Below are 21,045 nucleotides of genomic sequence, written 5' to 3' on the forward strand. Positions count from 1 at the left end.
TGCCGATATGTCATTTCCGGATCCTCTGTCTTTCCGCAGAAGACGGAAGCACATTAAAATTTAAGCTGTGCTTATTTCATTTATCGGAGAACTAAAAAAAGACTTAAGAAAAAAGTTAGGATTTTTTATCCAACGGAATCCTGCAAAAATTTTATATTCCTTTTTCTAAAAAAAAAATTTACAATGCCGAAAATCATATAAGAGGTGGTTATATGGTAAGAGGTTGGTATACTGCGGCGAGCGGGATGCTTGCTCAGCAGCGTCAGTTGGACGTTATCTCAAATAATTTGGCTAATTTGGATACGACCAGTTTTAAAAGAGATGTTTCCGTTCAAAAGTCTTTTCCCGAATTGCTTTTAAAAAGGCTGAATGATGACGGTGTAATAAAAAATCCATTCGGTTCATCGGATATAGCCCCTATTATAGGAAAACTGGGGCTCGGCGTTGAAACTAACGAGATATTTACCGAGTTTGAGCAGGGCTCTTTAAAACAGACAAGCTCTCCGGCCGATTTAGCCTTGGAAGGGCAGGGCTTTTTTGCCGTTGAAACACCTTACGGCGAAAAGTATACTCGAAACGGAAATTTCATGGTCGGAGTTGAAGGCTATCTTATGACCAAGGAAGGCTATCCGGTTATGGGAGAAAACGGCCGCATCTTTTTACAGGACATGGAATATAAGATCAACCAAGACGGACAAATCTATGTACGCCCAATTACCGAGCCGGAAAGCGATTCCGTTTATCTTGACCGCTTAAAAATAGTGGAATTTGAAAATGACAGATATTTAAGCAAAAACGGAACAAGCTTTTATTTGGATACACCTCTTTCAGGAAAAGCCATTGCTGCCGAGGGACCGTCACGTCCCGTTGTAGTGCAGGGCTTTATCGAGGCTTCCAATGTAAATGTCGTAAACGAAATGGTTAGAATGATAGAAGTAAACAGGGCCTATGAGGCCAATCAAAAATCCATTCAGGCCGAAGATACAATGATGGCCAAACTATGGAACGAAGCAGTTAAAAAATAAAGGTTAAAAGGTAGGAGTTAGGATAAACAGTTCGGCAGAAATTCAGCCTCACTGTTTATCTACGAGTTTTGTGCTTTGCACAAAACATCGTGTTATTATAGGAGTTAAATTATGGTTAGAAGTTTATGGACGGCCGCAACAGGCATGAACACTCAACAGGCAAACATCGACACGGTTGCAAATAACTTGGCAAACGTAAACACAAGCGGGTTTAAAAAGCAGAGGGCGGAGTTTGAAGACCTCATCTATCAGACGGTAAAGACTGCGGGCACACCTGCTACTGAGGACACAATTACTCCGGTAGGAGTTCAGATGGGACACGGTGCAAGGCTTGCCGCCACTCAGAGAATATTTGAACAAGGTTCCTTGCAAAATACGGGCGTAACAAGCGATATAGCTATTCAGGGTGAAGGTTTTTTTAGGGTTCTTCAATATGACGGAACCTATGCTTATACAAGGGACGGTTCCTTTAAGATTGATAGAGACCGCCAGCTTGTAACCTCAAACGGTTTACGCGTTTTGCCCGAAATCATTTTCCCGGAAGGTTATCGAGAGAATACTATTACCGTCAGCAGGGACGGCCGTGTTACAGTTAAGGTCGGCGATATAGATGACCCTATAGAAGTAGGCCAGATAGAGCTTTACCGCTTCCAGAATAATGCAGGTCTTTCAGCTGAGGGTACCAATCTTTTTAGACAGACCCCTGCATCAGGTACTGCTATTCCGGGGCGCCCGGGGTTTACGGGCTTCGGAAGAACCGAGCACAAGTTTTTGGAAATGTCAAACGTTTCAACTGTGAGCGAAATGGTAAATATGATTGTGGCTCAAAGAGCTTACGAATTTAATTCGAAGGCTATCCAGACAAGCGACAATATGCTTGGTACTGCGGTAAGTTTAAAGCGATAGTTTTTAGTTAATTCTTAAAGATAATTTTTAATTAAGGCTTGGGAGGGAAGAAATGGAAGTAAACAAAATAGGAACAAATCAAGCGGGCAGGGAAGAGGTAAAAAATTCTTTGATAAATAAAAATGAAATCCCTGCATCGGCAAAACCTCAACAAAATTTTACTCAAATGCTTGAAGCCCTTAGAGGTTCTGAAAGAGCGTCTTCCATTATTTCCAATATTCAGGGCGAAAACTCTGCTTCCGTCTCAGGCTTAAAAACAGGCCAATCGGAAGCCCTCTTTGATACCCGCCTCCCCGGCGATATTTTAAAATCGATGAAAATAGAAAATCCCGTTCCGGCCGACACCCACAGGGAGGTTCAGGGCATGGCCTCCTCCTTTGGAAAATCCGGCGAGACGGTTCATTCAAAATATTCGATTGACAGGACGAGTAAGCTTTACGAACAAGCCCTTGAGTTTGAATCCTATTTTGTAAAAATAATGCTCGACTCTATGAGGAATACTTTGACAGGTAAAACTCTTGCAGGAGACGAATCTTTTGCAGGTAAGATGTACCAAGACATGATGTATGACGAACTCGGCCGCAGCATGACCAAAAATGCCGGCTTCGGCCTCGCCGATCAAATCTATCTGGAACTTTCAGGCAAAGGCTAAAATCGGTAATGAGTAATTACACTAAAAATTTCCGATTGGATACTGCTTTATAGCCGTGTTATTCTTCAAAGGGGATAATTAAAATTACCGATAAGAAAAATTAAGCAATATTTTTTCTATTTTATTCCTATGTTGTAAGAGTATGCTAATTGGGTGCTTTGAAGTTATATATAGGTTTTACAAAATCTTTTATATCGGCAGTCGGCTTAATGTGTTTTAGAATTATTTCCTTATTTTTATAAGCTGATGGAGCTTCATCTAAGGTGTTTTTTGTTGCAGTTGTTGTAAATATTCCGGCATTTTTCATTTCCTTTTGAAAATCTTTTAGTGAAAGTTCGTTAAATGCTTTGGAGCGGGACATAATTCTTCCTGCTCCATGTGGAGCCGATTGGTTGTAGTCATCATTTCCTTTCCCTATACAAAATGCAAATCCGTCACGCATGTTAAAAGGAAGAATAAGCCTTTCATTTAATCCGGCGGAAGTTGCTCCTTTTCGGATGATGCCGTCCTCACCTATAAAATTGTGAACCGATTCTACAGTTTCTTCAATTTCCGTATTTAAAAATTGTGAGATCAATTCTATCATTTTTTTTCGGTTTTCTTTTGCATATTTTTGAGCAAAATAGGTTGCTCTTAAATAAGCTTTTCCTTCATCACTTTCTGTAAATAAATATTCCAAATTTTTATCTTCAGGCGTGAGAAGTTTTTGTTCATCTAAAAGCTGCTGTGCTTTTTTTTGATAAAAACCGGCAATCTGAAGGCCTAGGTTTCTGCTTCCCGAATGAACCGTGAGCCACAGTTTTCCTTGAGAATCTTTTCCAAGCTCTATAAAATGATTTCCGCCTCCTAATGTTCCTATACTTTTTAAAGCCCTATCTTCATCCATATGAACCTTTTTTGATTCTTCTATAATTTCTTCTTCAAATTCTTTATTGTCTATTTTTATATTCTGATGAACGGCTCTGCCATGAGGGATATTTTTTTTGATAAAGTTGTCCAGTTCTGCAAGATCCGGATTTTTTATACTAAGCCGCGCCGAAAGAATTCCGCAGCCGATATCTACACCTACAATGTTTGGGATTATGTATTTGTCTATATTCATTGTAAAACCGATAACGGCTCCTTTACCTGCATGACAGTCCGGCATTATTGCTATATTTGTGCCTTCAAAGGCCTTATGATTGAGAAAAGTTTTAATTTGTTTTTCGGTTTCAGAATCGATTGAATCGATCATCACACTAGCATTGTTGTATGTTCCTTCAATTATTTGCATAAGCATATTTTAACATAAGAGAGATAAAAAGTCAAATTGGGCTTTATGAAGAACAACAAGACTATTGCGTGAGGGAAAACTGTTTGCTGTTCCGCCTTAATCATTTAACTGCTAAAACTTTCCGGTTGATTTGAATATGTATCTAATGAAAGGCAGCTGGTGAGTAAGAGTGCTGCCAATATTGTAATACTTAATATGAGTATTTGAAATACAAGAAATTTTTTCATAAAATTTTCTCCTTTAGTTATAGCATATTTATTTATGTGGTAAGTGTCTCCAATAACCGGAAACTATAGTACCATTACTTCTTGGGTAGCTTTTGATAAAAATCTCTCCTTTATGCATATCCACTTGTTGTACTTCGGACGGCTGATAAAATGCATTTGAAATTAATGTATGTGCAAGCCAAACAATTAAAGCGGTTATCGGTATTGCCATAAAGATGACTACTTGACGCATCATTGCATTTTTTAGACTATACTTAAACGCCAGGATAAGTGAAGTGAGTGCTGAAAGGCTTATATATCCCAACATTATTTTTGAAAAACTAAAATTGAGCCCAAAAATAGATATTTTTATAGTGCCATACATAAAATCAAAAAGATCATATAGGTTAAATTCTATGATTAAAATATCTGCAAAAAGTAAGGCAGCAAATAAAATACCCAATAAAAGCATAGGTATCATTTTTATAACGGAAATTATTTTTGAAATCATAGATATTATTCCAATAATAGCGATTATGATTCCCAATGGAGGAAAAATAATTGCCAGCACAGCTCCTATTATGGAAATAATCATTCCAACAATCATGTTTTTTATAATATGCTCTGTAATAATGTAAAAAAATCAAAAAGATCATACTATAAGCAACGACTACAAAAGCTATGCCCAGTGCAATATCAGAAAGAGAATTTCCGTTTACAATCATTTTTTGCTTTAAAACTACCAAAGCAAAAAAGATACAGAATAAAATCGCACTTTTTATTAACCAACCTAAAAGTAGTATTAGTTTACTTGTAAGTGTTAAGTCAGAAAAAGCAATGCTATCACTAAAATCAGACATGTCTTATACCTCCATAGTATAGAAAATTCTGATATTTTAGCTTATAATTTTACCATCGGAATCAGTAAATTTTCCCATTAATATCATAATTAAATCAAATAAGATACCAAAGTAACCGAGTCCCATAGTTAAAGCATATAATATACCGGTAAAATACTTACCAACATAAAAACGGTGAATACCGAATATGCCTAAAAAAAGACAAAGTAATAACATTGTTCCCTTTTTTCGTGGTGATTGATTATTGTAATCATGTCCTGTAACTATCATAAAGTCCCCCTATAGATATTATTAATTTTCCACTTTCATTGCTAATGGAATAATATTTTGTAATAAATTATACAAAGCAATGGTTCCCTTTAATATTTGCTCTGTTTCCACTTCTGTTGTATTTATTGTTAATTTATTTGATGTAAATTTTACTGTAGCATCAATAAATTTTATATCTGCTAAAGGAATACATTGTTTTAGCTTTCCTCCGCTACCGATATAGATATTTTTATTTGTCAATACAAATCCATTCTTACAATTTAATGTCCATGTATTGTCAAATATAAGGATAGCATTTTCACCTATACAATCTTTTGCATATGTTTTGACTGCTTTTGCAATCATGTCGGGCCTTTTATCAGCTAGATTAACATGTTTTTTAAAATCATCCATATTTTCACCAGCTTCGCTTATTGCTTGATAATAAAATGCTTCTATTTGTTTTTCTGAATCCTCGATCTCTACATTTTCTTGTATATTTGATTCTTCATAAGTTAATGATAGATTCTCAGATTTAAGTGATTCTATTGCTGCCTCACAAGTAAGTTTTTCAAACATATCCGCAATATCATCTGTATCTTTTTGGACAATCCCTGCCAGAGCTTTATAACATTCAGCTAGTTCAGAGCGTTGCATTAAAAAATATTTTTTTATTAGATACATGTTATATATATGTGCGGGGGTAATTGCCTCTTTAGCTATTAATTCTGTATACATATAAAGCATATATGTATAAATAATTGCCGCACAATATCTATCATTAGTGATAGATACAATTCCACTGAAAAATGTTTTTGGATTAGTGTCTTTTATCTGTGAATAAGCATCATCTATTTGATCCTCAATGGAAAATAAAGAAATTTCTTCATCATATAATTGTGAAAGTGCATTAGCTATAGCTTTTTTGCCGCTTCGTTCCAACTCCATGTTATACGATACCATGAAAACCATTGTTTTTAACATGTCTAGCCTATTAGATTCTTGCTGTGCAATTTCCTCTTGTTCAGCTTGATCTGCAGCATGTTTTTGCATAGCAGATGAGAAGGAATTTATTACTCCATCAGCAATAGCATCTCCTAATCTTAATTTAAACATTTCAAAACCAATACCCATAATTACTCTCCTATAAAATGTATTTTTGATTGAAGTAACTTTATGATAGGTTTTAACCAACGCTTTTAACAAGCTGTTAGCTTATCAACCCGTATATTGTACTCCAATGCATAAAAACTAAAAAATGAAGTAAAGCCTGATTTGTTTGTCATAAAACTTTCGAATCAAGTTTTACTTCCACATTCAATAATCTGAATTTATGTATCACATATTATTCAAAGTATTTTCAGCGTTTTTGATTAATCCGGTAAGAATATAATTTACTCCATGAATAAATTTACCGAATCCGCTTACCTTTCCTGCTTGCAAATTAGCTTCATATTTGTTATTTTCTATTTCTTGTCGAGCTAATCTTTCCTGAGCACGGTCATTAAAATCATTTCTTCTTTCTTCAAATTCATCTCTTGTCATGTCATATTCCCTATTTTTTGTGTATACCGGTAACAGACTGGCACTGGCGATTTTTTGCTTTAAATTTTGCTTTAGCCTCAGAAATACTACCAGCTTGTATTGTACTTGCCGCTGTATGTGTTTTTCCTTTGGTATCAATCCATACTGTAATTACATAAGTATCCATTGTTTAAATCTCCTTTTAATTTATCTTTCTATTTTCCCGCCCAACCCATAATCGAAAAGGTTCCGCACAGACGGATTTTGCAAAGAAAAGCCGGCTGTCATTTCGTACAGGTTGACCGTAAAAACCTAAGCTGCTAAACCGCCCTGCTAAATTGTAAAACAAAAATCTTGATTTACTTTCAAATTTAATTTCAAGGCGGTAAGTATATAAAAAAACACACAAGACAAAATAACATAATTGTCTTATGCGTTTATTACAGAAGAGAAAAAAATAATGATATAAAAGATTTTGACTTAGTTTATAAACTGTGCCATTTTGACACACGGGGGGGGGTAAAATGGCACAGTATTTTATTTATAAGACCGCTGCGGTTTTTTACCTTATCTAAAGTATTTGATGAGAATTTTTTTAAAAAATATAAATTTAAAAAATCTAGCATAAATTGACCTTAGCATAAAATATCTATTCTGTCAATCACTGTAAATAAGTATTGTATAAATTAATTTTTATTTATAAATCCTTCTGCATTATAATCTCATCGTCGTCTTTGTCGATTTCATAAAAGCCGAAATTTTCATAGAGGTGTTTTGCTGCTATATCGCCTTCAACATAGCAAAGCTGAATACATGGGTATCTTTTTTCGGCTTCTATCATCGAAAGCCATTTTTGTAAAGCTGCTTTTCCTAAACCCTTTCCTTGACTTTTTTTATCTATCATAAATTGATCCATAATACAGACAATTTTGTTACCGTCAATCCAATCTCTCTGCATTATAAGACCTATGGGTTTATCCGAATGATATACGGCAAAAACCTTTGCATTTTCTTTTCTGTAAACAAAGGCTCTTGCAAGGATTGTAACATTTGAGGCTGCAAAATTTTTTTTGTTCTTTTTTTACGGAAAGAGAATTGATTATTCTCCAATTATCGGGAGTAATCTCTTTAAATTCAATGTTATCGGGAGTAGGGTGGTTAGTTTTCATAAAAATATAATATAAAGTTTAGGTGTAAATTTCAATAGACCAATAGTACTGATATTTATAGGTTTTGCAGGTATGCGGGCAGTGGACTTAAAAATAAAAAATATTTATAATCTATATTAAAGAATTTCGATTCTTATTTTAAGAACGGAATTTTATTGAGAGGTAATTATGAACTCTAAATTTTTTACGATTTTGGGATGGGTTGCAACCGCAACCGCTATGGCCATGTATGTTTCGTATATTCCGCAAATAAGTAATAATTTAAACGGAATGAAAGGAAATTGGCTTCAGCCCTTGGTTGCTGCAATAAACTGTACTCTTTGGGTAACATACGGGCTTATGAAAAAACCTAAACGGGACTGGCCCATTGCCTTTGCAAATTCACCCGGCATAGTTTTCGGTTTAGTTGCTTTTATTACCGCTCTGTAATACAATAACAAGAATTATACGGCTTGTGATTTTTGTTTAAAAATGATAGAATAACTCTTGGAGGTAACTTATGGAAAATAAACGGATATTAAATAAAATACATATTAAAAATAAAGACTTGGATTTGATTAAAAATGCTGTTGCAGAGGCGGAAAAAAACTAATGGAGAAATAGCCTTGCCCCTTATTCCTCGAAGTGATTCTTATTCGTTTGTAGAATTGTTTGCTGCCGTCTGCTTAGCCTTTATTTCTTTTTTTGTTATGCTTTATTTCGGAAACGGTATTTGGAAATTACTCGAAACAAAACTTTGGTATCCTTCACCTAAGACTCTTACGGCCGTAATCGGGGCAGGTGTTTTCGTTGTAATGCTCCTTTTCTTTTTGCTGATAAATATTCCTGCTCTCGATAGATTAATAATTCCAAAAAAAATAAAGGAAGCAAGGGTATATGCAAGAGCTTTAAAACATTTTGAGGCTGCAAAATTTTTTTGTTCTTTTTTTACGGAAAGAGAATTGATTATTCTCCAATTATCGGGAGTAATCTCTTTAAATTCAATGTTATAGGGAGTAGGGTGGTTAGTTTTCATAAAAATATAATATAAAGTTTAGGTGTAAATTTCAATAGACCAATAATATTTATTGGAAAAATATTTATAGGTTTTGTCTTTTAGTAAAATTTTAAATTCTTTTTCGGTATAAAAGTTTTTCATTATTTCATACTCGGTGCCGTCTTTAAGTTTTCGTATTTGATAGGTATTGCCGTTTTTATCGGTTTTGGATATCGGAGTACTTTCTCCTTCCACAAAAAGGTTGTCCATAAAGAATATTAAAGAAGGCTTTTTAGTTTTTTCTATGAGAGTTTCGACAAGATTTAAAAATTCATGTTTTGTCAGATGACTTGCCAAAAAGCCTATAAATATGCCGTTGTATTCGTTATTAGGTTTATAGTTTCTATAATCCAAAATTGCAAATTCCGGCTTGCAGACTTTAAATATTTTTTGTTTTGCAAGTGTCAATACTTCCTTATTAATGTCGGTTGCAAATACGGTTTTTGCAGTTTCTGTTAATGTTTCCGTCCAAAATCCGGTTCCGCAGGCGAGTTCTAATACATTCCTGTTTTGGAAAAGTTCTTTAATATAATCTTGATATTCAAGAATGCTTTTTTGTCTTTCCGGTTTTTTATATATATCTTCATATTCTTTTGCTCTTTTTTTGTAATATTCTATCATAGGTTTTACTTTTCCTTTGCGAGCTTTAAGTTTCCTTCATAATCAAGATCGCCGTCCAAACCGAAGGCTTTGAAAATTGCATTCTTATCTTTTTTGTTTGCCGGATTATTTAAGCTGCCGCCGGCTGCGGGATAAAATGGAGCATTGGATTTTGCTTTTATACATTCTTCCAATTTGTCTATCTCCAAGAAACAACCTATTAATTCCGCTCTGTAATTTTTATGATACCAATCTTCATCCTCGTATAGAGCATATTCTTTTAAAGACATTTCTTTATATATCAAGCCGTATTGAAGATAGGCAATATCTCTGTCCTGATAATTTATACTCTCGCTTGTCGATATCGGAGCATCATTTAAGTCTTGATATGTAACTTTTCTGTTTCCGATAATTTTATATTCGCCGTAATAGATATTGTTATCCATAAGGGGCTGTGCAGGGAGGGATAAGTTTTTTTCCAATTCGTCAAGATCAATGTTGATGCTGTCGCTTATTTTATGATAGACCTTTACAATTAAAGCCGTTCCCATCAAATTGTTAAGACCGTAGTTTTTATTCTTTTTAAATTCGGGTGTTTTTCTTAACTTAACAATATCGATTAAAATTTTACCGAAGCCGTATTGCCGTCTTCCTATTTTAAAAGCAAAGATATCCCCTTCCTTATATTTTTGATGCTCTCTTTTTTCATTTTTAAAATTTTCCAAATCGGCTAAATCTTCTTTCGATGTTTCCTTTATCCATTTTTCAATCCAAGAATTGAGAGCCGAAACCTTGCTTTCTTCCAACCTTTCCGAATAATAGGTTTTTTGTGTGGTGTAGTTTCCTATGCAGACATATCTGCTTCCAAATGAAAAATATAAGCCTATTCCTCTAAATGATTGAGTTGCCGTAAAGTTTAATTTTTTCGGTTTTCCTTTTGCCGTTTTAGGAAGTACAATGGTTCTGTTTTCGGCAGTTTCAATATTAAGCTCGTTTTCTTTATAGTAAAAAGCCTCGCTTTCAGAATTCGATACCGATATTTCTTTTTTGATAATATTGCCGTCAAAGTAATAGAGGGTGCCTTTTATATCCATTACTTCCCAGTGATCCTCAATCGGATTTAAACCTAGATATTTTCTTTGCTCGTTGGTTAAAATAAATCTTTTATTCATATTTTTCCTCCTCAGCCGGCAAAACTTTATATAACCAGTCTTTCCAAATATGAAAATATTTTAGAAACGGCTTGCTTGTTCTCTTCGGTCATATTCATAGCTCTGTCTATCTCGCTTGCAATAAGCTCCGATTTTTGATTGATCTCATTCATATTACAGCTTATGCTTTTAGAAATGTCTACAAGCCTAGTCATTTCAATTTTTTTGCCATTTTGTTATGCCCGATCTCAAAAGTCTGAATTCCCGTATTATCAAAATAGATATGGGTATTGCACTTAATATTTCAATGAGAAATGTACCATAATAAATCCCTGCGATACCGGTAAATACAGGAAGGATTAACATTACCGGAATGTAAAACACGATTTGCTGTAAAATCCCCAATATTGAGCTGATTTTTCCTTTGTTGACGGCAGGAAAAAAAGCTAGGGCAAAGAAGACTAGGGGCATAACCGGAAGGAGAGCCATGTAAATCCTAAAATAGGAAATATTGTGAATGCTTAAGTGCGGATTTTTCATCATCAAGGAAACCGATGTTTGAGGGAAGATAAGTATTAAAATCCATAATGGAGCTATCAAAACAAGGGCTGCAAATACAAATCTCTTAAAGGCTGAAATAAGACGTTCCGTTTTATCTGCTCCGAAATTTATTCCTATTATGGGAGAGAGGGCAATCATGAAGCCTCCTATCGTCTGTAGTATAAATGAAAAGATGCGGGTAATGATTCCGTAAAAGGCAATGTCATCCTGTGAACCGTAGTGGTTTAATACATTTAAAACTAAAAGCATTTGAATAGTTCCCATAAACTGCATTATAAAACTCGCCAATCCCATCGAAATAATCTTAGATATAATTTCTCCGTCCATTCTGATTGTAAATACTGAAACCGGAGAATCAGGATTCTTTTTTGCAAAATAAACGGTACTGATGATAGCTTGTACCGCCATACCGATATTTGTTCCTATGGCGGCACCTTTTATGCCGAAATTAAAAATCACCATGAGTGTATAATTTGCACATCCATTTACAATCAGGCTTATCCCCATAATTGCCGCTGCGGTTTTCATTTTTCCTTCGGAACGGATGAGGTTATTAAGAGCAATGGCATATATCCAAATCGGAGTGCCCCATAAAATGGTGCGGTAGTATTCTCCTCCATGTATTAGGGCATTGCCTCTTCCGCCCATTAAAAAAAGAGTTTGCTCCGAAAAAAGAAATCCTAAAGTCATTACGATTACACTTATTATAAGTGTCAAAAAATTGACATTGCCTAAAATCTTTTTTTGAATATTTTTATCTTCCGCACCGATTGCAATACTTAACAAAGTCCCGGCCCCCGAGCCTATGAGAATACCTAAACCTATTATCGTTATGATTGGAGGCAGGGCTACCGAGATACCCGCAAAAGCTCCTTCTTCGGCAAAATGTCCGACAAAGATTCCGTCCAGTACATTGTTTGCTCCCAGTAAAATCATTGCAATGACGGCAGGCCATGAAAGATCAAAAATAACCTTCCATAAGTTTCCGTTTAAAATAAATTCTTTTTGCTTTTCATTTTCCATATTGTAAAAATTCCTAAATCATATAATGCGGAATTTAGCTGTCTTTGTCAATAGTTTTTTCTATTCTCAAATCAATTCTTGACAATAGTCAGGTAAGCTGTTATAATTCTAAATGTTAGCTTATGCTTACGAAAGGAGGCCTTAATTGTTTAGGTTTATCATAAAACGAAAAGTATATTTTGTGCTTTTTTTTGTTTTAAGTGGAATCGATTTGTTTTTTACGATGAAGCTTCAACTATGGAAGGGGCAGCTTCTTGATACGGCCTTAGGGAAAACCGCTTATTCACTTTATACCTTGATGCTCTTGTGTTTAGGAGCGATGGTCTTTGCCTCTTTATTTTCTTATCTTTACAGTCTTGTAAAATCGAAACTTGTGGTAACTGCCGAGGCCGATTTACGGAAAACTTATTTTGATGCCCTTCTTAAAAAAACGATGGGAGAATATATCAACATCCCTGAAGGAAAAATAAGTGCCGATTATACGGATAAGATAGATGTAATACGTACTCAGTATTTTTATGTTTGGACGGCTTTGGCCGACAGTGTCTTGATATTCTCGGTAACGGTAATAACCCTTTTGACAATAAATATACAGGCGGCCATTGTTACCGTTCTCTTATTAATGATTCCTCTTATTGTTCCGACTGTTTTAAAAAAGATTTTGGCTAAGGTTTCAAAGGAAAAGATGGAGGCAGTCGAAAAACATTTTTCAGCCGTGAGAACTTGGTTAAAAGGAATTGATATTATAAAAGTTTTTTCTTGTGAGCAATATATAATTTTCAGATACGATAAGATAAACGAATTTTTAAGAAAAAAACAAATGGATGCCATAAATGTAAGTTGTCTTGAGATAGGGGTAAGTTTTTTTGTATCGGCTATCGTTAATTTGCTTATGACGGCTTATTGTGCATATTATGTTTATAAGGGTATTTTTTCTATCGGAGAATTTTATACCATAATGAGCCTAATCGGAATTCTGTCCAGACCAATGTATTGGACAGCGAATTTATTAAAGACTTTCTTTTCTTCCCGTCCTGTCCGTGATGCAATGATTGAATTTATAGATGCTAAAACGGAAACAGGCGAAATAGGAAACTTAAACGAATTTAACATTGATGCTGTAGGCTTATCGTTTTCATATAATGAAAAGAAGGTTTTAAATAATACCGATTTTACATTTAAGCAAAACGAAAAAATTTTGATCCTAGGGGAATCGGGCTCAGGAAAGTCTACGATAATGCGGCTCCTTTTGGGAATGTATGCTCCGGATTCCGGTTCGCTTACAATAGGCGGAACTGCTCCGAAAAAAATAAAAAATATTGCCGATATAATTTCGATTCAGCAACAAGAAGCCTATATCTTTAAAATGAATCTCTTGGATAATTTGTTTTTAGATAAAGACATAAGCGAAGAAAGAGTAAAAGAGGTTCTTGATTCCTTAGGTTTAAATAAGTACACGCAAGATAAATATTTAAAGGAAACCGTCATAGGGGAAACTTACGGTTTTTCAGGCGGAGAAAAAAAGCGCATAAGTATTGCAAGAGCTGTTTTGCATAAACGCCCGATAATGATATTCGATGAACCTCTTGCCAATATAGATGATGAAAATATTGAACGGGTAAAAAAATTAATTTTCGGTATAAAGGATTCTACCGTAATAATTATTTCGCACATTGCAGATGCAGAAACAAAAAAAATGTTTGATCGAATTTATAAATTTGATACAATTGAAAGGAGATTATATGAAGAAGCTGTCTAATCTTGAAAAATCGTTTATATTTTTGGCTCTTCTATTTTTAATTTTTTCGACAGCCGCCGTTACGGCTTTTTCATGGTTAAGCGGAAAAATAGCCGATTCTGCCGTAAGCAAGGATATTGAAAAAATAATTATCTTTGTATCTGCATATTTTATTGCAATACTGGTGAGGGGAGGAGCACACGGGCTTTATTCTTATTTTTTCGGAAGATTTAAAACAAACCGTTTAAAACTTTTACGGCAATGTCTTTTCCATTCTTGGGTAAAAGCCGACTATGAAGAATTCTATAATATTGAAGAAGGAAAGAAAATTTCTTATTATCAACAGCAGCTGCCTTCTCTCGAAGGGATATACTATCAATCCTTCTATGGAATGGGACAGATTCTTATGGAAACGGTTTTTGCTTCTGCCTTATTTTTATATGTTAATATAAAATTGGCTATTGCGGGACTCTTTTTTATTTTTATTACTTCGATTATTCCTCAAGTTTTTAAAAAACTCTTGGATAAAACTCAATCCGAATCCATAGAAAGCGTAAATGAGCACATGGGAGAATTTTCCGATTGGTTAAAAGGCTTTGAGGTAATAAAAAATTACGGAAGCGAAGGCCGTTTTCAAAACCTCTTAAATAAATCGGTAGAAAAGCTGGCAAAAAAACAATTTTCGGTTTCAGCAGCAAATGATGCATCACAGAGTCTTTCATTTTTTTGCATCTCAATTAAGTATAATTGCAGTTGCTTTTTACGGCGTTTATATGATTAATAAAAATGAATTAAGCATAGCGGAGTTTATGATGGCTAACGGCTTGGTTGTACAGCTAAGGTCTCAAGTTTATTATATCTCTATGTATGTGAACCGCTTTATTATGAGTAAGGTTACCCTTGAAGGTTATAAGACCTTGATAATTAAGGAACCGGAAGAAGAAAAGATTGAAGCTGAAATTTCTTCAGGTGATATATCGTTTAATGATGTAAGTTATGCTTATAGTGAATTGCCTGTTCTTCAAAATGTAAATAAAAAATTTACCGATAAGGGAATATACATCATCTATGGTGAAAGCGGAAGCGGAAAATCTACGGCGATGAAAATTCTTTTAGGCCTTTTAAAACCTAAAGGCGGAAATGTTTTACTCGATGAAAAGAATATTTATTCCATAAAAAACAGGTCAGACTTTATTTCGTTTTTAGCTCAAGAAGCCGTTTTCTTTGATGATAGTCTAAAAAACAATTTAACATTAGGTGAGGATATTGCAGAAGAAAAAATATTCAGCTTAATGGAAAAATTAGGCTTGAGAAAATTCGCAAATAGCGAAGCCTTAAATATGGACTTTACCCACATCGAAAACAAATTTTCAGGCGGCGAGTTAAAACGTCTAAGTTTTGTGCGTACCCTCTTGCGGGATACTCCCGTAGTAATTTTCGATGAACCGTTTGCAAACATAGATGCTCAAAATATAGAAAAAGTCGAAGACCTTATTTTAAGCCTAGATGATAAAAAAGTTTTTATTGTAACCCATCAGCTTAACGAGAAGATCAAAGAAAAAGCAGCTTCCCTCTGGAAGATAGGAGCTTGATGATTTTTGGGTATATAGGGCATCTCTAAAAATCTAACAAAGTTTTTAGAGATGCCCATAATTCGGATTCAGCGGATATTAACCGATTAAACTAATATACCCACTTTTCCGTGGCTGTAGACTTATCAATCATGTTTTTGTACAATTCGGATTTTTGCAAGAGCTCAGCGTGTTTGCCTTCAGCTTCTATTTTGCCTTCGTTCATCACGATAATTTTATCTGCATTTTCGACCGATTTTAATCTGTGCGAAATGATGATAACTGTTTTATCTTTGATGAGCTTATTTAAGCTTTCTTGAATCTTCATTTCGTTTTCGACATCGAGCGACGCACTGATTTCGTCCAAGATGATAATCGGGGCGTTTTTTAAAAAAGCTCGCGCTATCGAAAGACGCTGGCGCTCTCCGCCTGAAAGACGGCTGCCGTTTTCTCCGACAAAGGTATTCCAGCTTTCGGGCAGAGCTTCGATAAACTCGGTGCAGTTTGCAAGACGGGCTGCTTCCTTTACTTCCTCATCAGCGGCATTTTTATTTCCGACACGGATATTTTCCATAATCGATGTATTGAATAAACCTACGTCTTGGAACACAATCGAAATCTTTTCAAAAAGGCTGTCGGTGTCGATTTTTGCAATGTCCTTTCCGTCTATAAGAATCTGTCCCTTGTTGTAATCATAGAGGCGAGAAGCCAAACGGAGTACGGTAGTTTTTCCGCAGCCCGAAGGACCTACAAGGGCGGTAACCTGATTTTGTTCGGCGGTAAAAGAAATGCCGTCAATAATTTTTTGCCCGTCATTGTAAGAAAACTCAACGTCTTTAAATTCAATACCGTATTTTTGTAAACTTGCAGGTTCTCCTTTTTGTACCGGAGTTTCGCGCAGCTCATTGATACGTTTAACGCGTGAATCGATGTACATAAGCTCTGCAAGGTTTGCTTCGACGGAGGCAACAGCGTCGATAATTCTTGCTGCTGCAATAATGTACCCTATAAAATAAAGGAGAGGGGCGGTTCCGGCTAAATACATTTTTAAACCGAAAAATACCGTTACCCCGACCGAAAACTTGAGTACTGCCATTGCGATGTTAAGCGGAATCGCTTGATGGGCTTCAACCGATAGATGAAGTTTTTCCGCCTCATCGACATTGCGGTTTAATTTTTCTGCAACCGTATCTGTTCGGCCGTAGCTTTTAATTTCCTGTTGAAGCTCAATCGCCTCTTGGAAAAATTCGGAACGCTCTCGCTGTTTATTAAAATCGCGTGTTGTTTCCCGTACTTGAATCTTCTTTGATAAGATAAGTAAAATAAAACTAATTATAATAGGAACAAAGATACAAAGTCCGAGTCCGGGATGGAATGCAATCATCATTATGCCGATAAGGGCTAAATAAATTAGCAGTCCTATCGTCTGCGGAATGGCATGACTCAAGGCATGTTCAAGAGTTGCAACGTCTGCCATAACCGCTTGCGACAAGTCGGAAATATCATGTTTGGAAAAGTAAGCAAGCGGCAGTGCTTTTAAACGGTTGGCAATTTCAACCCTAAGCTCCTTGCATTCTTTAAACGTTACCGTGTATAGCGTGTCGTAATTTATGTGCAAAAGAATATACATCACCGCTGCAATAACTACAATAATGCCTGTATAAAAGTAAGCGCTTTTAAGCGAACCTTCAAAATAGCCTTGTAAAAAAAACATAATCAAAAACATCGGCAGGATATAAGCGATATTTGAAAACACTGACCACACCGATGCCCTAACTAAATCCCGAGCTCCATGCTCGGTAACTCCAAATAATTTTTGTAATTTCTTTTTCATTATCAAAATCTCCATTCATTTGCTTGTGAATATAGCTTTTGTAATCGGCTGTATTTTCCGCCATTTGCCATAAGTTCTTTGTCGCTGCCGCGTTCTATTATGTTTCCGTCTTCTACAACCAGAATTTCATCGACGTTTTTAATGGAACTTAATCTATGTGCAATCATGATTACCGTTTTATTTTTCATCAAGTTTGAAAAGGCCTGCTGAATTTCGTATTCGTTTTCGGGATCGGCAGCTGCTGAAGCTTCATCCAAGATAATGATATCAGCATTTTTTAAAATGGCACGGGCGATTGCAACCCGCTGAATCTCTCCGCCCGATAAATGGACACCCTTGGATCCGATAATTGTATTTTCTCTGTCTTTGAATTTATCCAAAATATCTTCGCAGCGTGCAAGGCGTAGAGCATCAAGAACTTCTTCCTTACTTGCATCCTTATTTCCCATTTTAACGTTTTCAAAAATACTGGTTTTAAAAAGTTTAGATGTCTGAAAAACAAAGGCTATATTTTTCATCAAGGCTTGTTTAGAGTATGACGTAATGTTCTTATTTCCTATTAAAATCTCGCCTTCATTTATCCTGTAAAAGCCTGAAATAAGTTTTGCGATTGTACTCTTTCCTCCGCCTGATGATCCTACAAGTGCATAGGTTTTGCCGGGCTCAAGTTTAAAGCTGACATTTTTTAAAATCATTTCTTCATTATAGCCGAATGAAACGTCTTTAAATTCTATATTGAAATTATCGAATTTTTCGTCCGTTCCATGTGTTATGTTATCCTTGCTCATTTCGGTAAAAAGAGTTTCCAACTTATCTACAACGCTCTTTGCCTGAAAGTTGTACATGCCTACATACATAACACGCATAAACGACCCGAAGAGAACTCCTGCAAAGCAGACATAAAAAATAATTTGCGCAACAATAAGATTTCCATCTGCGCCTTTATTCATAAAGTAAATTGCAGCTGGAACCGTAAAGGCGGCAAACAAATTGAACAGCACTTGAAACATAACATATGGAATTCGGCAGCTGAGTGTGTACTTATATGCTAAATCCGAATAGTCGATAATTGCAGTGTAAAATGCCTTGAAGGACTCTACCGTGCTTTTAAAGATTTTTACAACCTGCATACCGCGTACGTATTCAACCGCCTCGCTGTTCATCCTTTCCAAAGCAGCCATGTACTTTTGCATAAAGTTCTTATTGCCCATCATAAACACCATCTGCACACCGCCGATTACAGCGATGATGCTGAGCAGAATGCCGAGCTTTACATCTACCATAAAAACAATGATGAACATTAAAATCGGCGTAACAATTGCGGCTACATTGTCTGGAATAAGGTGAGCTACAATCATGTGCGTTTCTTGCGCATTGTCATCGATGATTTTGCGAATCTTTCCCGAATTGTTTACATCGAAAAAAGCAAAGGACGCATTCATCAAATGTTTGATTGCTTCTTTTCGCAAATTCGATTCAAGACGGAAACCCAAGACATGCGAAGCCCATAGGGACGCGAAATACACGAACGAGTAACCGAGCATAAGAGCGACAATCACCGTTGCATAAAACGATCCGTCCGTAACGCTTTTTGTAACCAAAAAGGCATATAAAAACTTCCATAAGTACCAAAATGCTCCCATTTGGCAAGCAACGCCTAAAAAGGAGCAAATAACTGAAATATACACGCAGTGAATTTTTTCGGGTGTATATTTCAACAATCTTTTGTATGTGTCCATAAAGACCTCCTATACCGATTAATTATGTATTTTTGAGCCCAGTCGTTTTTCCAATCGCCAGTGCGGCGCTTTGCCGTCGTCCGCCCAATATTCATCCATCGAAATAATTTTATCGTTCATAGTTTTAATTCTCCGAAAATATTTTGTTTATAAACGATACGATCGCTTCTTCAAGCTGACCGATGCCCGGCTGTTCAATCGGAAAGTGCTCGGCGTTTTCAAGTACGCACAGTTCTTTCGCACCCCGTATGCGGTCGAAAAACAGGCGGCTTATCCGCTCCGGTGTCCAGCGGTCTTTTTCGGGATGGCAAAGCAAAAGCGGAAGTCCGAACGCCTCAGGCTCTGCGGCGGGAACGCTTTCCATCATGGAACATAAAAAACCCAAGTACACGGAGGAACCCGCGCCTCTTTTGTCCCGCAGCAGCAAAGACAGGATCCGCTCGTCGTTGACGATTGTCTTCATATTCGTTACCGTTCTTACCGGAATCTTTAAACGCCGAATGAAGCGGGGAATAAAGGGCAAAAGCGGTAAGGCGATATGCGCCTGCACTTTGTTCTTTGCCGAATATTCGCGCACTTCTTTGAATCGGTTGTCCAACAAGGTCGTAACGATGACACCCGACACGCCGCGTACCAAACAAGCGATGTTGTATGCGAGCATGCCGCCGGCGCTCAAACCCAGCACAAAAAGCTTTTTACAGCACGGCAACTCCCGCCGAACGATATAAACGCCCGCATCAATCCACGTGGTGTATGTAGGCACGCCCTCGTATTCGGTATAGCCGTAGCCGGGCAAATCGGGGCATACAATCTTATAGCCGAGACGCGCCAAAGGAACGGCGATAAACGACAAAAGCCGGCCGTTACCGCCGACACCGTGGAACAGCACGAGTGTAATACCGTTGTTGTTTTGTTCGTTGTACACATCGAGATGAATGTCCGCAGCGCCGAATGAACTGAAAGTTTCGGCCGGTGCGCAGCAAGAGCCGATCCTGTTGCGTTCGGGTAAAAACGCTTGCAGTTTTTTCCATGTGTTATCATTCGTGTACACAAGGTACTCCTTTATTCAACAGTTCCACACCTCAAGCCCTCTTGTTTTCAAAGAACTCCAGCCAATGCCCGTCGGGATCTTCGAAGGTCAGCAGTTTGCCGTAAGATTCTTCTCTGACGCCTCCGATCAATTTGACGCCGAGAGAAACCAAATGCCGCCGGATTCGCGTCTTGATATGTTTTGTCTTGTTTTTCCATCTCCGTTATTCCTTCACTTGTTCCATCCAATATTGTTTCCAGCCGGCACAATGGTATACATTAAAGTCGAGCACATATTTCACCGCTTCCGATTTTTTCAAATTATGATAAAAGATCTCTTTTAAATTTTCAAAATGGGATGTTACCATGACATGAATAAAAAACCGTATACGGCGCGACATTTTAACGCCGTCGAGTTTTAATAATTGAAAGGTATCTTTTTCAGTTATATCGATTGCCTTATCGAAAATATGCTCGTAAGAACTTCCCTTCGAACAGCAGACAATCAATTTCATCGCATCCCAATTATCGTAAAAAAAATCTATCATTCGCAAGAACCGATGTTGCGATAGTTCCGTAATTGCGGAAAGGTCGCTCGTTTTCATACCGAAGTTCTGCGATTCAAGAAGATCGCTGTGTGCCATGGTGTTCAATAACTCATCAAATACGCCGCTTACAAGAGCTTCGAATATGCAGTCCTTATTATCAAAAAGGTTATACAGCGCCCCTGTCGTAACCCCCGCCTTTTCTGCAATGGCACGCACGTTAGTATCTGCAAAGCCGTTGGTAAAAAACTCCTGTTTTGCAGCGCGTAAAATCTTTGCCCGTGTGTTTAGCTCATCCTTATCGGCTAATATTTTTCCTTTATAGTTGTTCATATTTGTAATAACTATTCTACT

19 protein-coding genes and 4 pseudogenes are annotated in these 21,045 nt (G+C 36.5%); 7 read left to right on the plus strand and 16 right to left on the minus strand.

All coding sequences use genetic code 11. The features are described 5' to 3' along the window. Positions 1-212 precede the first annotated feature (212 nt). The 3 genes from flgF to JO40_RS07595 all read left to right on the plus strand — a co-directional run bounded on the left by flgF (position 213) and on the right by JO40_RS07595 (position 2,583). A complete protein-coding gene (gene flgF, locus JO40_RS07585; protein ID WP_044978812.1) occupies positions 213-1,025 on the plus strand; it encodes a flagellar basal-body rod protein FlgF in 813 nt (270 codons plus the stop codon). 111 nt (positions 1,026-1,136) lie between these two features. Next, the gene (gene flgG, locus JO40_RS07590; RefSeq protein ID WP_044978813.1) at positions 1,137-1,931 is read left to right on the plus strand and encodes a flagellar basal-body rod protein FlgG; all 795 of its coding nucleotides are present in this window, start codon (positions 1,137-1,139) and stop codon (positions 1,929-1,931) included. Positions 1,932-1,983: 52 nt separating this feature from the next. Next, positions 1,984-2,583: a rod-binding protein gene (locus tag JO40_RS07595; protein ID WP_044978814.1), complete on the plus strand. Its 600-nt coding sequence runs from the start codon at positions 1,984-1,986 to the stop codon at positions 2,581-2,583. Between the two features lie 145 nt (positions 2,584-2,728). Here JO40_RS07595 and JO40_RS07600 read toward each other — a convergent pair whose 3' ends face one another. The 7 genes and pseudogenes from JO40_RS07600 to JO40_RS15225 all read right to left on the minus strand — a co-directional run bounded on the left by JO40_RS07600 (position 2,729) and on the right by JO40_RS15225 (position 7,864). Then, complete coding sequence (locus tag JO40_RS07600) at positions 2,729-3,856, minus strand: RNA-splicing ligase RtcB (protein WP_044979754.1); 1,128 nt, start codon at positions 3,854-3,856, stop codon at positions 2,729-2,731. A gap of 255 nt (positions 3,857-4,111) precedes the next feature. After that, the gene (locus JO40_RS07605; protein WP_144242257.1) at positions 4,112-4,633 is read right to left on the minus strand and encodes a hypothetical protein; all 522 of its coding nucleotides are present in this window, start codon (positions 4,631-4,633) and stop codon (positions 4,112-4,114) included. A gap of 325 nt (positions 4,634-4,958) precedes the next feature. After that, positions 4,959-5,192 carry a TM2 domain-containing protein gene (locus tag JO40_RS07610; RefSeq protein WP_084224527.1) on the minus strand — a complete coding sequence of 78 codons (234 nt, stop codon included), beginning with the start codon at positions 5,190-5,192 and terminating at the stop codon, positions 4,959-4,961. 21 nt (positions 5,193-5,213) lie between these two features. Continuing rightward, a complete protein-coding gene (locus JO40_RS07615) occupies positions 5,214-6,305 on the minus strand; it encodes a hypothetical protein (protein WP_044978816.1) in 1,092 nt (363 codons plus the stop codon). Between the two features lie 204 nt (positions 6,306-6,509). Further along, a complete protein-coding gene (locus JO40_RS07620) occupies positions 6,510-6,716 on the minus strand; it encodes a hypothetical protein (RefSeq protein WP_044978817.1) in 207 nt (68 codons plus the stop codon). Positions 6,717-6,726: 10 nt separating this feature from the next. Then, complete coding sequence (locus JO40_RS13905; protein WP_158506577.1) at positions 6,727-6,882, minus strand: hypothetical protein; 156 nt, start codon at positions 6,880-6,882, stop codon at positions 6,727-6,729. A 510-nt stretch (positions 6,883-7,392) separates the two neighbouring features. After that, positions 7,393-7,864, minus strand: a pseudogene (locus tag JO40_RS15225) (GNAT family N-acetyltransferase). 168 nt (positions 7,865-8,032) lie between these two features. On the opposite strand from JO40_RS15225, the gene JO40_RS07630 reads away from it, so the two are divergent. Together JO40_RS07630 and JO40_RS07635 are read left to right on the plus strand one after the other, a co-directional pair. Next, positions 8,033-8,293 carry a SemiSWEET family transporter gene (locus tag JO40_RS07630; RefSeq protein ID WP_084224528.1) on the plus strand — a complete coding sequence of 87 codons (261 nt, stop codon included), beginning with the start codon at positions 8,033-8,035 and terminating at the stop codon, positions 8,291-8,293. A 70-nt stretch (positions 8,294-8,363) separates the two neighbouring features. Further along, positions 8,364-8,763, plus strand: a pseudogene (locus tag JO40_RS07635) (TPM domain-containing protein); the annotation flags it as partial. Here JO40_RS07635 and JO40_RS15230 read toward each other — a convergent pair. The 5 genes and pseudogenes from JO40_RS15230 to JO40_RS07650 form a co-directional block, all read right to left on the minus strand. Then, positions 8,763-8,879 (minus strand): annotated as a pseudogene (locus JO40_RS15230) (GNAT family N-acetyltransferase); the annotation flags it as partial. The pseudogenes JO40_RS07635 and JO40_RS15230 sit on opposite strands and share 1 nt — an antisense overlap. Positions 8,880-8,897: 18 nt before the next feature. Beyond that, positions 8,898-9,521 carry a class I SAM-dependent methyltransferase gene (locus JO40_RS07640; RefSeq protein ID WP_044978819.1) on the minus strand — a complete coding sequence of 208 codons (624 nt, stop codon included), beginning with the start codon at positions 9,519-9,521 and terminating at the stop codon, positions 8,898-8,900. Between the two features lie 5 nt (positions 9,522-9,526). Next, complete coding sequence (locus JO40_RS07645) at positions 9,527-10,672, minus strand: immunity 26/phosphotriesterase HocA family protein (protein ID WP_044978820.1); 1,146 nt, start codon at positions 10,670-10,672, stop codon at positions 9,527-9,529. A gap of 26 nt (positions 10,673-10,698) precedes the next feature. Beyond that, positions 10,699-10,866 (minus strand): hypothetical protein, encoded by a 168-nt coding sequence (locus JO40_RS14060; RefSeq protein ID WP_002670092.1) that lies wholly within the window; start codon positions 10,864-10,866, stop codon positions 10,699-10,701. 1 nt (position 10,867) lies between these two features. Further along, positions 10,868-12,235: an MATE family efflux transporter gene (locus tag JO40_RS07650; protein WP_044978821.1), complete on the minus strand. Its 1,368-nt coding sequence runs from the start codon at positions 12,233-12,235 to the stop codon at positions 10,868-10,870. Between the two features lie 145 nt (positions 12,236-12,380). Here JO40_RS07650 and JO40_RS07655 point away from each other — a divergent pair, with 145 nt between their 5' ends. Together JO40_RS07655 and JO40_RS15235 are read left to right on the plus strand one after the other, a co-directional pair. Next, positions 12,381-13,994 carry an ABC transporter transmembrane domain-containing protein gene (locus JO40_RS07655; RefSeq protein ID WP_044978822.1) on the plus strand — a complete coding sequence of 538 codons (1,614 nt, stop codon included), beginning with the start codon at positions 12,381-12,383 and terminating at the stop codon, positions 13,992-13,994. After that, a pseudogene (locus tag JO40_RS15235) lies at positions 13,978-15,565 on the plus strand (ABC transporter transmembrane domain-containing protein). The gene JO40_RS07655 and the pseudogene JO40_RS15235 overlap by 17 nt, the downstream one beginning before the upstream one ends. A 91-nt stretch (positions 15,566-15,656) precedes the next feature. On the opposite strand, the gene JO40_RS07665 reads toward JO40_RS15235, so the two are convergent. The 4 genes from JO40_RS07665 to JO40_RS07685 all read right to left on the minus strand — a co-directional run bounded on the left by JO40_RS07665 (position 15,657) and on the right by JO40_RS07685 (position 21,024). Beyond that, positions 15,657-17,378, minus strand: a complete 1,722-nt coding sequence (locus JO40_RS07665) for an ABC transporter ATP-binding protein (RefSeq protein ID WP_044978823.1) — start codon at positions 17,376-17,378, stop codon at positions 15,657-15,659. Between the two features lie 2 nt (positions 17,379-17,380). Further along, on the minus strand, positions 17,381-19,117 hold the full coding sequence (locus JO40_RS07670) for an ABC transporter ATP-binding protein (protein WP_044978824.1): 1,737 nt from the start codon (positions 19,115-19,117) through the stop codon (positions 17,381-17,383). A gap of 124 nt (positions 19,118-19,241) precedes the next feature. Continuing rightward, positions 19,242-20,168 carry an alpha/beta hydrolase gene (locus JO40_RS07675; RefSeq protein WP_044978825.1) on the minus strand — a complete coding sequence of 309 codons (927 nt, stop codon included), beginning with the start codon at positions 20,166-20,168 and terminating at the stop codon, positions 19,242-19,244. Between the two features lie 202 nt (positions 20,169-20,370). Beyond that, positions 20,371-21,024, minus strand: coding sequence for a TetR/AcrR family transcriptional regulator (locus JO40_RS07685; protein ID WP_044978826.1), 654 nt, complete (start codon positions 21,022-21,024; stop codon positions 20,371-20,373). Between the last annotated feature and the right edge of the window lie 21 nt (positions 21,025-21,045).

Source organism: Treponema putidum (assembly GCF_000755145.1).
GTDB classification, from domain to species: domain Bacteria; phylum Spirochaetota; class Spirochaetia; order Treponematales; family Treponemataceae; genus Treponema_B; species Treponema_B putidum.

What these genes read in the sequence shown, in the direction of transcription:
- flgF (WP_044978812.1), top strand. Translation starts at nt 213, where the DNA reads ATGGTAAGAGGTTGGTATACTGCGGCGAGCGGGATGCTTGCTCAGCAG.
- flgG (WP_044978813.1), top strand. Translation starts at nt 1,137, where the DNA reads ATGGTTAGAAGTTTATGGACGGCCGCAACAGGCATGAACACTCAACAG.
- JO40_RS07595 (WP_044978814.1), top strand. Translation starts at nt 1,984, where the DNA reads ATGGAAGTAAACAAAATAGGAACAAATCAAGCGGGCAGGGAAGAGGTA.
- JO40_RS07600 (WP_044979754.1), bottom strand. Translation starts at nt 3,856, where the DNA reads ATGCAAATAATTGAAGGAACATACAACAATGCTAGTGTGATGATCGAT.
- JO40_RS07610 (WP_084224527.1), bottom strand. Translation starts at nt 5,192, where the DNA reads ATGATAGTTACAGGACATGATTACAATAATCAATCACCACGAAAAAAG.
- JO40_RS07615 (WP_044978816.1), bottom strand. Translation starts at nt 6,305, where the DNA reads ATGGGTATTGGTTTTGAAATGTTTAAATTAAGATTAGGAGATGCTATT.
- JO40_RS07620 (WP_044978817.1), bottom strand. Translation starts at nt 6,716, where the DNA reads ATGACAAGAGATGAATTTGAAGAAAGAAGAAATGATTTTAATGACCGT.
- JO40_RS13905 (WP_158506577.1), bottom strand. Translation starts at nt 6,882, where the DNA reads ATGGATACTTATGTAATTACAGTATGGATTGATACCAAAGGAAAAACA.
- JO40_RS07630 (WP_084224528.1), top strand. Translation starts at nt 8,033, where the DNA reads ATGAACTCTAAATTTTTTACGATTTTGGGATGGGTTGCAACCGCAACC.
- JO40_RS07640 (WP_044978819.1), bottom strand. Translation starts at nt 9,521, where the DNA reads ATGATAGAATATTACAAAAAAAGAGCAAAAGAATATGAAGATATATAT.
- JO40_RS07645 (WP_044978820.1), bottom strand. Translation starts at nt 10,672, where the DNA reads ATGAATAAAAGATTTATTTTAACCAACGAGCAAAGAAAATATCTAGGT.
- JO40_RS14060 (WP_002670092.1), bottom strand. Translation starts at nt 10,866, where the DNA reads ATGACTAGGCTTGTAGACATTTCTAAAAGCATAAGCTGTAATATGAAT.
- JO40_RS07650 (WP_044978821.1), bottom strand. Translation starts at nt 12,235, where the DNA reads ATGGAAAATGAAAAGCAAAAAGAATTTATTTTAAACGGAAACTTATGG.
- JO40_RS07665 (WP_044978823.1), bottom strand. Translation starts at nt 17,378, where the DNA reads ATGAAAAAGAAATTACAAAAATTATTTGGAGTTACCGAGCATGGAGCT.
- JO40_RS07670 (WP_044978824.1), bottom strand. Translation starts at nt 19,117, where the DNA reads ATGGACACATACAAAAGATTGTTGAAATATACACCCGAAAAAATTCAC.
- JO40_RS07685 (WP_044978826.1), bottom strand. Translation starts at nt 21,024, where the DNA reads ATGAACAACTATAAAGGAAAAATATTAGCCGATAAGGATGAGCTAAAC.